The following is a 13,505-nucleotide window of genomic DNA, read 5'->3' on the forward strand; positions in this document are numbered from 1 at the left end:
GGAGAGGTCTGTCAGGAGCGTTTCAGCATCAGCCAGAGGCTGATCAGGAAGAAGCTGGCACTCGGCAGCAGCGCGCCGATAACAGGCGGAATACCATAAACCAGCGTCAGCGGGCCGAAGATCTGATCGAGAACGTAGAACACAAAGCCGAAGCTGATCCCGGTCACCACGCGCACGCCCATCGGCACGCTACGCAACGGGCCAAAGATAAACGACAGTGCCATCAGCATCATCACCGCCACGGACAACGGCTGGAAGATTTTGCTCCACATGTTGAGCTGATAACGTCCGGCGTCCTGTCCGCTCGACTTCAGGTATTTCACGTAGTTGTGCAAACCACTGATGGAGAGAGCGTCAGGATCCAGCGCCACCACGCCGAGTTTGTCGGGCGTGAGTTTGGTTTTCCACATGCCCGACACCGTCTGAGAGCCGGAGATCTGTTTTGGATCGGTCAGGTCTGACTCATCTACCTGCGACAAACGCCATTGCTTATGCTCGGCGTCAAACTTGGCCGAAGAGGCGTGACGCACGGAGAGCAAACGACGATCGTCATTGAAGGTGTAAATACTCACGCCCCCCAGTTCGTCATCGCCCTTCACACGTTCGATATAGACGAAGCTGTCACCATCTTTTGCCCACAACCCTTGCTGCGTTGAGAGCAATGAGCCACCGTACATCGCCTGCGCACGATAGTTACGCGCCATCTGCTCACCCTGCGGTGCCACCCACTCGCCAATTGCCATGGTCAACAGCACCAGCGGGATCGCGGTTTTCATCACCGACAGCGCAACCTGCATACGGGTGAAGCCCGAAGCCTGCATAACAACCAGTTCACTGCGCTGTGCCAGCATCCCTAAGCCCAACAGCGCACCCAGCAGGGCTGCCATCGGGAAGAAGATCTGCACATCTTTTGGCACGCTGAGCAGGGTATACATGCCCGCACCCAGCGCGTCATAGCTCCCCTGCCCGGCTTTTTTCAACTGATCGACAAATTTGATAATGCCGGAGAGCGACACCAGCATGAACAACGTCATCATGATGGTGGAAAAAATAGTTTTACCGATATAGCGGTCAAGAACGCCAAACGCCTGCATTAGAGGGCTCCTTTACGCGAGAAGCGGGCACGAATGCGGCGCACAGGCACCGTATCCCACAGATTGAGTCCCACCGCCAGCAGCAGATACAGACCATTGACCACCCAGGTCCAGACGAACGGGTCAATTTTACCCTTACCACCGTTAGACTTAATCGAGGTCTGCAACAGGAAGAATACCAGGTACAGCAGCATGGCTGGCAACATTGACAGCACGCGTCCCTGACGTGGGTTAACCACGCTCAGCGGAACGACCATCAGAGCCATCATAAATACGGCGAATACTAGCGTGATACGCCAGTGCAGTTCGGCACGCGCACGGTTGTTGTCCGTATTGAACAGGGTACGCATATCCATTTGCTCGGTATCACTTGGATCGAGCGCCACGGTCTGGTGACCAATAATAGCCTGGTAGTTCTGGAAATCGGTGATGCGGAAATCGCGCAGCATCGCAGTGCCTTCGAAGCGCGTGCCTTTATTCAGCGTCACTACCTGAGAGCCATCTTTACGCTGTGACAGTTGACCCGAATCGGCCACCACGACGGAAGGACGGGCATTCCCTTTGGTGCGGAGCTGAGCAAGGAACACATCGTTAAAGCGGCTACCATCCACGCTTTCGATAAAGAGAACAGAATTCCCGTCCGTCGCCTGCTGGAACTGGCCCTGCGCCAGTGCGGCCATACCCGGGTTTGCTTTGGCTTCTGCCAGCACTTCATCCTGGTGACGGGAAGACGTTGGGCCCGCCCACATCACATTCACCGCCGCAACGATACCTGTGAAAAGCGCCAGAACCATAGCGGCTTTCACCAGTACGGCTTTACTCAAGCCGCAGGCGTGCATCACGGTGATTTCACTCTCGGTATAAAGCTTGCCGAGCGTCATGAGCAGACCGAGGAAAAGACTTAGCGGCAGGATAAGCTGCGCCATTTCCGGGATCCCTAAACCAAGCAGGGAAAGCACCAGATTCGTAGGAATTTCGCCGTCAACGGCCGCACCGAGGATCCTGACCAGCTTCTGACAGAAAAAAATCAGCAGCAGGATGAAGAGGATCGCCAGCTGGCTTTTGAGCGTCTCCCGCACCAGATATCTTATGATTATCACTTTAAATACGCCCGTAAAAACCCGTCTCTTTGCTGGAAAATCGCTTGTTTCATGGCTTAAACGTCATTTATTCTCTTGAGTCGTCGAAATCATCGCTAAGATTAAAACATCCGGCGGATTCACGCTTCAGGACTTTTTCTGACGTGTCGAAACCGTAGTAACGTAAGATTAACACGAAGTCACCACAACAGCGGACATGAGTTACGAAAGGTTTCAATTCTATCTGTAGCAGCCGCTGTTGTCTTTAAGATTCAGGAGCGTAGTGCATGGAGTTCAGTGTAAAAAGCGGTAGCCCGGAGAAACAGCGGAGTGCCTGCATCGTTGTGGGCGTCTTTGAACCACGCCGACTCTCCCCGATCGCCGAGCAACTCGATAAGATCAGTGATGGCTACATCAGCGCCCTGCTGCGCCGTGGCGAACTGGAAGGCAAACCTGGGCAGACGCTGTTACTGCACCATGTTCCAAACGTACTGTCTGAACGTATTCTGCTGATTGGCTGCGGTAAAGAGCGCGAGCTGGATGAACGTCAGTATAAGCAGGTTATTCAGAAAACGATTAATACGCTGAATGATACCGGCTCAATGGAAGCCGTTTGCTTCCTGACCGAGCTGCACGTCAAAGGCCGTAACACCTACTGGAAAGTGCGTCAGGCGGTCGAAACGGCAAAAGAGAGCCTGTACAGCTTCGATCAGCTGAAAACCAACAAAAGCGAGCCACGTCGTCCGCTGCGTAAAATGGTCTTTAACGTACCGACCCGTCGCGAGCTGACCAGCGGTGAACGCGCGATCCAGCACGGTCTGGCGATTGCTGCCGGGATTAAAGCCGCAAAAGATCTGGGCAATATGCCGCCTAACATCTGTAACGCAGCGTATCTGGCCTCTCAGGCACGTCAGCTGGCTGACGCCTACAGTAAAAATGTCATCACCCGCGTCATCGGCGAACAGCAGATGAAAGAGCTGGGAATGCACTCCTATCTGGCAGTCGGCAACGGCTCCCAGAATGAGTCGCTGATGTCGGTTATCGAGTACAAAGGTAACCCGTCTGAAGATGCGCGTCCGATTGTGCTGGTTGGTAAGGGTCTGACCTTCGATTCCGGCGGTATCTCCATCAAGCCTGCCGAAGGCATGGACGAGATGAAGTACGACATGTGTGGCGCAGCAGCAGTGTATGGCGTGATGCGTATGGTGGCGGAACTTCAGCTGCCGATTAACGTCATTGGCGTGCTGGCGGGCTGTGAAAACATGCCTGGCGGTCGTGCGTACCGTCCGGGTGACGTTCTGACGACCATGTCCGGCCAGACCGTTGAAGTGCTGAACACCGACGCCGAAGGCCGTCTGGTGCTGTGCGACGTGCTGACCTACGTTGAGCGCTTCGAGCCTGAAGCGGTCATTGACGTGGCCACGCTGACCGGTGCCTGTGTGATTGCGCTGGGCCATCACATCACCGGGCTGATGTCGAACCACAATCCTCTGGCGCACGAGCTGATTGGCGCGTCCGAACAGGCCGGTGACCGCGCATGGCGTCTGCCGCTGGGTGACGAGTACCAGGAACAGCTGGAGTCTAATTTCGCCGATATGGCGAACATCGGCGGTCGTCCTGGCGGGGCAATTACTGCGGGCTGCTTCCTGGCGCGCTTTACCCGTAAGTACAACTGGGCGCATCTGGATATCGCAGGTACCGCCTGGCGTTCCGGTAAGGCCAAAGGCGCAACCGGTCGTCCGGTCGCGTTACTGTCGCAGTTCCTGCTCAATCGTGCGGGTTTTAACGGCGAAGAGTAATTGCCGTCAGATGCCCGGTAGCGCTACGCTTACCGGGCCTACGGAAAGATGCCGTTTGTAGGCCGGGTCAGCCCGGCCTTGCATTTAAATCCACAACAAGAAGCCCTATATATGAAGAATGCAACGTTCTACCTTCTGGACAACGACACCCATCAGGACGGCCTCAGCGCAGTTGAACAGCTGGTGTGTGAAATTGCCGCAGAACGTTGGCGCGCAGGTAAACGCGTTCTGATTGCCTGCGAAGATGAGCAGCAGGCCATCCGCCTTGACGAAGCACTCTGGGCACGCCCGCCGGAGAGTTTTGTTCCGCATAATCTGTCTGGCGAAGGCCCTCGTGGCGGCGCACCGGTAGAGATTGCCTGGCCGCAAAAGCGCAACAGCAGCGCGCGCGATATTCTGATTAGCCTGCGGATAGATTTTGCAGATTTTGCCACCGCTTTCACAGAAGTGGTAGACTTTGTCCCTTACGAAGAATCTTTGAAACAACTGGCTCGCGAACGCTATAAAGCGTACCGCCTGGCTGGTTTTAACCTGAAAACGGCAACCTGGAAATAATGGAAAAGACATATAACCCACGCGATATCGAACAGCCGCTTTACGAGCACTGGGAACAGCAGGGCTATTTCAAGCCTAACGGCGATGAAAGCAAAGAGTCCTTCTGCATCATGATCCCACCGCCGAACGTCACCGGCAGTTTGCATATGGGTCATGCCTTCCAGCAGACCATCATGGATACCATGATCCGCTACCAGCGCATGCAGGGCAAAAACACCCTGTGGCAGGCGGGGACTGACCACGCGGGTATCGCGACCCAGATGGTGGTTGAGCGTAAAATTGCCGCTGAAGAAGGTAAAACCCGCCACGACTACGGTCGCGACGCGTTCATCGATAAAATCTGGCAGTGGAAAGCAGAATCCGGCGGTACCATCACCCGTCAGATGCGCCGTCTTGGCAACTCCGTGGACTGGGAGCGCGAGCGCTTCACCATGGACGAAGGCCTTTCCAACGCCGTTAAAGAAGTGTTTGTCCGTCTGTACAAAGAAGACCTGATTTACCGTGGCAAGCGCCTGGTAAACTGGGACCCTAAACTGCGCACCGCTATCTCCGACCTGGAAGTGGAAAACCGTGAGTCTAAAGGCTCCATGTGGCATATCCGCTATCCGCTGGCCGACGGCGCTAAAACGTCAGACGGTAAAGATTACCTGGTGGTAGCGACCACCCGTCCGGAAACCCTGCTGGGCGATACCGGCGTGGCCGTTAACCCGGAAGATCCGCGTTATAAAGATCTGATTGGCAAATTCGTGGTGCTGCCGCTGGTTAACCGCCGCATTCCCGTTGTGGGCGATGAACACGCCGACATGGAAAAAGGCACCGGCTGTGTGAAAATCACCCCGGCACACGACTTCAACGACTACGAAGTGGGTCGTCGTCACGCCCTGCCAATGATCAACATTCTGACGTTCGACGGTGATATCCGTGAAAGCGCGGAAGTGTATGACACCAAAGGTAACGAATCCGACGTTTACTCCAGCGACATTCCGGCTGAATTCCAGAAAATGGAACGTTTTGCCGCGCGTAAAGCGATTGTCGCTGCAGTGGATGCACTCGGCCTTCTGGAAGAGATCAAACCTCACGATCTGACCGTGCCGTACGGTGACCGTGGTGGTGTTGTTATCGAGCCAATGCTGACCGACCAGTGGTACGTGCGCGCCGACGTGCTGGCGAAACCGGCTGTTGAAGCGGTCGAGAACGGCGACATCCAGTTCGTGCCGAAGCAGTATGAAAACATGTACTTCTCCTGGATGCGTGATATTCAGGACTGGTGTATCTCCCGTCAGCTGTGGTGGGGCCACCGTATCCCGGCCTGGTACGACAGCGAAGGCAACGTCTATGTTGGCCGCAGCGAAGATGAAGTTCGTCAGGAAAACAACCTGAGTGCCGATGTCGCCCTGCGTCAGGACGAAGACGTACTGGACACCTGGTTCTCCTCCGCATTGTGGACCTTCTCCACGCTGGGCTGGCCGGAGAACACCGACGCGCTGCGTCAGTTCCACCCAACCAGCGTGATGGTGTCCGGCTTCGACATCATCTTCTTCTGGATCGCCCGCATGATCATGATGACCATGCACTTCATCAAAGATGAAAACGGCAAGCCACAGGTTCCGTTCCATACCGTCTACATGACCGGTCTGATTCGTGACGACGAAGGCCAGAAGATGTCCAAGTCCAAGGGTAACGTTATCGACCCGCTGGACATGGTTGACGGTATCTCCCTCGAAGAGCTGCTGGAAAAACGTACCGGCAACATGATGCAACCGCAGCTGGCAGAGAAGATCCGCAAGCGTACTGAGAAACAGTTCCCGAATGGGATCGAACCTCACGGTACTGACGCCCTGCGTTTCACTTTGGCGGCACTGGCTTCAACCGGTCGTGACATCAACTGGGACATGAAGCGTCTGGAAGGTTACCGTAACTTCTGTAACAAGCTGTGGAACGCCAGCCGCTTCGTGTTGATGAACACGGAAGATCAGGATTGCGGCTTCAACGGCGGCGAGATGACCCTGTCTCTGGCCGATCGCTGGATCCTGGCAGAGTTCAACCAGACGGTGAAAGCCTTCCGCGAAGCGCTGGACAGCTACCGCTTCGATATCGCGGCGGGCATTCTGTATGAATTCACCTGGAACCAGTTCTGTGACTGGTACCTGGAGCTGGCAAAACCGGTAATGAACGGCGGTTCTGAAGCGGAACTGCGCGGTACGCGCAACACGCTGATTACCGTTCTGGAAGGTCTGCTGCGTCTGGCGCACCCGATTATTCCATTCATCACCGAAACCATCTGGCAGCGTGTGAAAGTGATTGCCGGCATCAACGCCGACACCATCATGCTGCAGCCGTTCCCGGAATTCGATGCAGCGAAGGTCGATGAAGCGGCGTCAGCCGATACCGAATGGCTGAAACAGGCGATCGTGGCGGTACGTAATATCCGTGCCGAAATGAACATCGCCCCGGGTAAACCTCTGGAGCTGCTGCTGCGCGGTTGCAGTGAGGCTGCTGTTCGCCGTGTCACCGAGAACAACACCTTCCTGAAAACCATGGCGCGTCTGGAAAGCATCACCGTGCTGCCTGCGGATGACAAAGGTCCGGTATCCGTGACCAAAATCATCGACGGCGCCGAGCTGCTGATCCCGATGGCAGGTCTTATCGACAAAGACGCTGAGCTGGCTCGTCTGGCAAAAGAAGTGGCTAAGGTCGATGTGGAAATTGGCAAAATCGAAAGCAAACTGGCGAACGAAGGCTTTGTTGCCCGCGCGCCGGAAGCGGTTATCGCGAAAGAGCGTGAGCGTCTGGTTGCCTTCGCCGATGCTAAGACCAAACTGATCGAGCAGCAGGCGGTTATTGCAGCCCTGTAATGCTTTTACCCCTTACGCTTCAGGGCGTAAGGGGTATCCTTCCTGAAAACTCCTCGCTTGCGCTCCCTTTACTGCGGTGCTATTAACAGCAGTTGTGTGTCAATTTTTGTAATGAGTAAGACTATGAGCGTGATTACCCCCGTCGCGACGACGATGCGTCGGATCACTGAGCAGGACAACCCGGCTATTGCCGCCGTTATCCGAACGGTTTCCGCAGAGTATGGCCTGACGGCCGACAAAGGCTATACCGTTGCCGACCCGAATCTGGATGAGCTGTTTCAGCTGTACAGCCAGCCGGGCTACGCCTATTGGGTTATTGAGCAGAACGGTCAGGTGGTGGGCGGCGGTGGCGTGGCACCTTTAAGCTGCAGCGAGCCGGATATCTGCGAACTGCAAAAAATGTATTTTCTGCCGTCGGTACGCGGGCAAGGGCTGGCGAAAAAGCTGGCGCTTATCGCCCTTGAACATGCGCGTACTCAGGGTTTTAAACGCTGTTACCTGGAAACAACCGCCTTCCTCAAAGAGGCCATTGGCCTGTATGAACATCTGGGCTTTACGCATATTGATGCGCCGCTGGGCTGTACCGGCCACGTCGATTGCGAAGTCAGGATGCTGAAAACTCTGTAAAGGGCATTCCTGCCCTCTTCTGTTAAGCGACTGTAAACTGAATGCTCTACACTCTCAGTTCACACCATAACGGGGGAAACACGATGTCGAAGATAAAAAGCTACGCCGCACCGCAGGCGGGTGCAGAACTTGAGCTGTACGAATACGATGCGGGCGACCTAAAAGCAGAAGACGTCGAAGTGCAGGTTGATTACTGCGGGATCTGCCACTCCGATCTCTCCATGATCGACAATGAATGGGGCTTCTCACAGTATCCACTGATTGCCGGCCACGAAGTCATTGGCCGCGTAGTGGCGCTCGGTAGCGCCGCACAGGACAAAGGGCTGAAGGTCGGCCAGCGCGTGGGTATTGGCTGGACGGCGCGCAGCTGTGGTCACTGCGATGCCTGTATCAGCGGTAACCAAATCAACTGCCTCGAAGGCGCAGTCCCTACCATTCTGAACAAAGGCGGTTTCGCCGATAAACTGCGTGCCGACTGGCAATGGGTTATTCCCCTGCCGGACAGCATTGATATCGAATCTGCCGGTCCGCTGCTGTGCGGCGGTATCACCGTATTCAAACCGCTGCTGATGCATCATGTCACCGCCACCAGCCGTGTGGGTGTCATCGGGATTGGTGGTCTGGGCCATATCGCAATTAAACTGCTGCATGCGATGGGCTGTGAAGTCACGGCGTTTAGCTCGAACCCGGCCAAAGAGAAAGAAGTGCTGGCGATGGGGGCGGATAAGGTAGTCAACAGCCGCGATCCGCAAGCGCTCAAATCGCTGGCAGGTCAGTTTGATCTGATCATCAATACCGTTAACGTCGATCTCGACTGGCAACCGTACTTTGAAGCGCTGGCCCACGGCGGTAACTTCCACACCGTCGGTGCGGTGATGAAGCCGCTGCCGGTGCCTGCGTTTACGCTGATCGGGGGGGATCGCAGCGTCTCCGGTTCCGCAACCGGTACGCCGTTCGAATTGCGCAAACTGATGAAGTTTGCCGGACGCACTAAAGTGGCGCCCACCACCGAACTGTATCCGATGTCTAAGATCAACGAAGCTATCCAGCATGTGCGTGACGGTAAAGCCCGTTATCGCGTGGTGTTGAAAGCGGATTTTTGATGTGAACGCGCGGGGTGCGTGCGGCCTGATTGCACGCATCTCCACCCTCTCCCGTCGGGAGAGGGTGGAATACTCAAAACGCTACCGTTTTGCTGCGGTCATTGCCTTGAACACCTCTGCCACCGCCACGGCCCCCGGGTCGGTCACCCCCTCCAGGTTCTCTTTGTTGACATACGACGAACGTCCGGCACCCGCTTTCACCATATTCGCTGTCGCCTCAGCGCCCGCGTTCGCAGCCTGCGCAGCAGCCTGAAGGTCGCCTTTCTGCAATGCCTCCAGCGCCGGTTGCAGGGCATCGATCAAGGTGCGATCGCCAAGATCTGCCCCACCATACTGCTTCATCTGCGCCAGCCCGCTGAAGAGCGCTTCCGGCAACGGCTGACCGTCGTGCAACGTCTGCCCGGCAGCGGTAAAGAAGATCGACATCAGCACACCGCTTGAGCCCCCCATAACCGTTGCCAGCCGCTCGCCAACCAGCAGCAACAGCGTCGACACATCATTTAGCGGAAGCTGTTTCTTCTCCAGACGCTGCGCAATATCCCGCGCCCCTTGCGCAAAGGTAGAGCCCGTATCGCCATCACCCACTTTGGCATCCAGCGCATTGAGGCGGTTTTCCAGCTGGATCAGCGTCTGCGTGACCGTGGAGACGATCTCTGCGACCCGTGGATTGTCCGAGGCGGTATATTCCACGCGGTCATGGATCGCACTATGTTCCTGCACGCGCAGCGGCGCAAACGCCACCGGCTTCTGCCAGCCCAACGTCTCCACCTCTTCATGGAGAGCTTTTTCGAACAGATCGTTAAGCTTCAGCAACGTCAGCGAAAAGCCTTTCATATCCAGGGCACTCACCAGCGGTGCCGGACCAATCAGATAAGCGATATTCTCTTTCAGCGCCGAGTGGGCCAGCTCTTTGGTGAGCAATGCCATCTCCAGCGCCGACACGCCGCCGAGGTTATTGATAAGCACCGCAAAACGCCCGTTACCGGCCTGCGCTTTGAGCGGCTCGACCAGCGTCTCGATGATGGCTTTGCTGTTTTGCGTATCGACAACCGAGGCACCAGGCTCGCCGTGGATCCCAAGCCCCAGCTCCACGTGCCCCTGCTTGATCCGCCCCTCTTCATCATCACTGCCCGGCAGGTTACAGGTTTGCATTGCCACGCCCAGGCTCCAGAGATTATCGCAAGCCTGCTGCGCGATATCGCGCACCTCGGTCAGTGATTTGCCGTGCTCTGCCGCATAGCCCGCGATTTTATGAACCAGTGCCGTACCGGCGATACCGCGCGGCTGCTTGTTATCCGGCAGGGCAATATCATCGGCGACAATGACCATCTCGACCTTCAGGCCATAGCGCTTGGCTTTTTCTGCCGCCAGACCGAAATTAAGCCGGTCGCCGGTGTAATTTTTCACGATCAGCAGACAACCCCGATCGCCCGTTACCGCCACAATGGCGTTCAGCACCGCATCAACGCTCGGCGAAGCAAAAAGATCACCGCACACCGCTGCCGTGAGCATCCCTTTGCCGACAAACCCGGCGTGTGCAGGTTCGTGACCAGAGCCACCGCCTGAAATAACCGCCACCCGGCTTTTATCCCAGTCGCTGCGCGCCACCACCCGAATGGCCGGGTCGATATCAAGTTTGACGAGATTAGCGTGTGGTGCCGAAATCAGTATGCCTTCGATGGCGTCGTTGACCAGCTGTTTGCGATCGTTAAAGAAGAATCTGGACATAGTTTTCCAAAATTTTGTGAACCGTATGCAAAAGCATAGTCCGCGCTGGATAATGCGCCGCAAAGTCAGCAATTTACTCAGCCATTTTGCCGTCAGGTTGCCTATACTCGACCGAGGACTAAGAGAGGAAGCGCATTATGAGTAAACCATTGTTAATTGCCCGCACGCTGGACAAAGAGCTGTTTTTACTGCCCGCGATGGCCAACCGCCACGGTCTCATCACCGGGGCCACCGGGACGGGGAAAACCGTGACCCTGCAGAAGCTGGCAGAGTCGCTTTCAGAGATCGGCGTACCGGTCTTTATGGCCGATGTAAAAGGCGATTTAACCGGTGTGGCTCAGGAAGGCACTCCCTCCGAAAAACTGCTCGACCGACTCAAAAATATCGGCATCACGGACTGGACACCGCACAACAATCCGGTCGTGTTATGGGATATCTTTGGTGAGAAAGGTCACCCGGTACGTGCAACCGTCTCCGATCTCGGTCCGCTGCTGCTGGCTCGTCTGCTCAACCTCAACGACGTGCAGTCCGGTGTGCTGAACATCATCTTCCGTATTGCCGACGACCAGGGTCTGCTGCTGCTTGATTTCAAAGATCTGCGGGCCATTACCCAGTACATCGGTGATAACGCCAAATCGTTCCAGAACCAGTACGGTAATATCAGCAGCGCCTCAGTCGGGGCCATCCAGCGCGGGTTACTGACCCTGGAGCAACAGGGTGCCGAACATTTCTTTGGCGAGCCGATGCTGGATATCAAGGACTGGATGCGCACCGACAGCAACGGGAAAGGCATCATCAATATTCTGAGCTCAGAGAAGCTTTACCAGATGCCGAAGCTCTACGCCGCCAGCCTGCTGTGGATGCTCTCTGAACTGTACGAGCAGTTACCTGAAGCCGGCGATCTCGACAAGCCCAAGCTGGTCTTCTTCTTCGACGAAGCGCACCTGCTGTTTAACGATGCGCCACAGGTTCTGCTGGATAAGATTGAACAGGTGATCCGCCTGATCCGCTCTAAAGGCGTCGGCGTCTGGTTTGTTTCGCAAAACCCGTCCGATATTCCTGACAACGTGCTGGGACAGCTCGGCAACCGCGTACAGCATGCCCTTCGCGCCTTTACACCGAAAGATCAGAAGGCCGTCAAAGCCGCCGCACAAACCATGCGAGCGAACCCGGCATTTGATACCGAAGCGGCCATCCAGGCGTTGGGCACCGGTGAAGCGCTTATCTCTTTCCTGGATGCAAAAGGCAGCCCGTCCGTTGTGGAACGCGCAATGGTGATTGCCCCTTGCTCCCGGATGGGACCCGTGACGGACGATGAACGCAACGGCCTGATTAACCGCTCCCCGCTGTATGGTAAGTATGAGGACGACGTGGATCGCGAGTCGGCATTCGAGATGCTGCAAAAAGGGGTTCAGGCCACCACCGAATCCCAGGACGCGCCTGCCGCCAAAGGCCAGTCTGTTGCCGTGGACGACGGCATCCTGGGCGGGCTTAAGGATATCCTGTTTGGTACAACCGGACCACGCGGCGGCAAACGCGATGGCGTCGTGCAGACCATGGCGAAAAGTGCAGCGCGTCAGGTCACGAATCAGATTGTACGCGGCATGCTGGGGAGCCTGTTAGGCGGTCGTCGCCGGTAAGCGGGGAACCCAGGGGCGACCAAGCGCCGATCCCTGTACGCCGTGCTCTTGCAGATAACGGTCGATTTCCACCATCCCCGTCCAGCGGTTCTCACACCAGAGCGGTGCAAGAAGCGTTGGACGGCGGGCGCTGGCGGAGATGCGGTGGTAGACAATCTCCGGCGGGGTGTGCCGAATCATCTCCCCCGCTGTCATCGTATACGCATCAAGCTCAATACCGGTTAAGCGCCCGGCTTCCCAGGCTTTGGCCATGATACTGCCCTTTACGATGTGCAGTGGATGCAGCTTAATTCCGTCTACACCGGTTTCGACCACCTTTTCCAGTGTCTTAAGACCGTGCTGCTGTCCTTCGCCTGGCAGGCCGACAATCAGGTGCGAGCACACCTTTAGCCCACGCTCACGCGCGAGACGTGTGGTGCGCTGGTAACAGGCGAAGTCATGTCCACGGTTGATGCGGTGCAGAGTTTTGTCGTGCGCACTTTGCAGGCCCAGCTCCAGCCAGATCTCATACCCCTGCTCCTTGTACTCGCTGAGCAGGTCCAGTACCGCTTCCGGCACGCAGTCCGGGCGGGTGCCCACACACAGCCCTACGATACTGGCCTGGCTTACCGCCTGCTGATACATGGAGCGCAAGACCTGTACTTCCGCCCATGTGCTGGTGTAGGCCTGGAAATAGGCCAGATACTGTTTCGCACGGTTGACCAGACTCGCCTGATGGGACAGCTGTTCGACGATGGAACGATGCTGCTGCGCTTCGTCAGCAAAAGACGCCACATTACAGAAAGTACAGCCACCGCGCCCGATCGTCCCGTCACGGTTCGGGCAGCTAAAACCGCCATGCAGCGTCAGCTTGTGAACCTTTTGCCCATAACGCTGCAAAAGATCCCCACCAAACATATTGACTAATTTCTGTAACTGCATAATCTGATAGACCGTCCCAAAGAAAGGGGACAAGCCTGCCATTTTTAGCCTCTGTCGGCGATGACCTGGATCAATCGCCCTGGACGGCCTTTATCTCTATGAAT

At 56.2% G+C, this 13,505-nt stretch carries 10 protein-coding genes; 6 read left to right on the top strand and 4 right to left on the bottom strand.

Going from position 1 to position 13,505, the window contains the following annotated elements; translation table 11 throughout:
* Positions 1 to 11 precede the first annotated feature (11 nt).
* Positions 12 to 1,094 carry an LPS export ABC transporter permease LptG gene (gene lptG / locus QMG44_RS21115; protein ID WP_020883523.1) on the bottom strand — a complete coding sequence of 361 codons (1,083 nt, stop codon included), beginning with the start codon at positions 1,092 to 1,094 and terminating at the stop codon, positions 12 to 14.
* A complete protein-coding gene (lptF, locus tag QMG44_RS21120; RefSeq protein ID WP_014171825.1) occupies positions 1,094 to 2,194 on the bottom strand; it encodes an LPS export ABC transporter permease LptF in 1,101 nt (366 codons plus the stop codon). The genes lptG and lptF overlap by 1 nt, the downstream gene beginning before the upstream one ends.
* Positions 2,195 to 2,460: 266 nt before the next feature.
* On the opposite strand from lptF, the gene pepA reads away from it, so the two are divergent.
* The 5 genes from pepA (at position 2,461) to QMG44_RS21145 (ending at position 9,112) form a co-directional block, all read left to right on the top strand.
* A complete protein-coding gene (pepA, locus tag QMG44_RS21125; RefSeq protein WP_014171826.1) occupies positions 2,461 to 3,972 on the top strand; it encodes a leucyl aminopeptidase in 1,512 nt (503 codons plus the stop codon).
* Between the two features lie 111 nt (positions 3,973 to 4,083).
* On the top strand, positions 4,084 to 4,527 hold the full coding sequence (holC, locus tag QMG44_RS21130; RefSeq protein WP_086532064.1) for a DNA polymerase III subunit chi: 444 nt from the start codon (positions 4,084 to 4,086) through the stop codon (positions 4,525 to 4,527).
* Complete coding sequence (locus QMG44_RS21135) at positions 4,527 to 7,382, top strand: valine--tRNA ligase (protein ID WP_086532063.1); 2,856 nt, start codon at positions 4,527 to 4,529, stop codon at positions 7,380 to 7,382. Before holC ends, QMG44_RS21135 begins: the two co-directional genes overlap by 1 nt.
* A gap of 123 nt (positions 7,383 to 7,505) precedes the next feature.
* Positions 7,506 to 8,009 (top strand): GNAT family N-acetyltransferase, encoded by a 504-nt coding sequence (locus tag QMG44_RS21140; protein ID WP_020883521.1) that lies wholly within the window; start codon positions 7,506 to 7,508, stop codon positions 8,007 to 8,009.
* A gap of 83 nt (positions 8,010 to 8,092) precedes the next feature.
* Positions 8,093 to 9,112, top strand: coding sequence for an NAD(P)-dependent alcohol dehydrogenase (locus QMG44_RS21145; protein WP_020883520.1), 1,020 nt, complete (start codon positions 8,093 to 8,095; stop codon positions 9,110 to 9,112).
* 81 nt (positions 9,113 to 9,193) lie between these two features.
* On the opposite strand, the gene QMG44_RS21150 is transcribed toward QMG44_RS21145, so the two are convergent.
* Positions 9,194 to 10,840, bottom strand: coding sequence for a glycerone kinase (locus QMG44_RS21150; protein WP_086532062.1), 1,647 nt, complete (start codon positions 10,838 to 10,840; stop codon positions 9,194 to 9,196).
* A 137-nt stretch (positions 10,841 to 10,977) separates the two neighbouring features.
* On the opposite strand from QMG44_RS21150, the gene QMG44_RS21155 reads away from it, so the two are divergent.
* Entirely contained in the window at positions 10,978 to 12,480 is a 1,503-nt protein-coding gene (locus tag QMG44_RS21155) for a helicase HerA-like C-terminal domain-containing protein (RefSeq protein ID WP_086532061.1), read from the top strand.
* On the opposite strand, the gene QMG44_RS21160 is transcribed toward QMG44_RS21155, so the two are convergent.
* Positions 12,460 to 13,401, bottom strand: a complete 942-nt coding sequence (locus QMG44_RS21160; protein WP_123266848.1) for a TIGR01212 family radical SAM protein — start codon at positions 13,399 to 13,401, stop codon at positions 12,460 to 12,462. The genes QMG44_RS21155 and QMG44_RS21160 overlap by 21 nt on opposite strands.
* Between the last annotated feature and the right edge of the window lie 104 nt (positions 13,402 to 13,505).

The sequence above is a fragment of the Enterobacter sp. 200527-13 genome (assembly GCF_027924865.1).
GTDB classification, from domain to species: domain Bacteria; phylum Pseudomonadota; class Gammaproteobacteria; order Enterobacterales; family Enterobacteriaceae; genus Enterobacter; species Enterobacter ludwigii.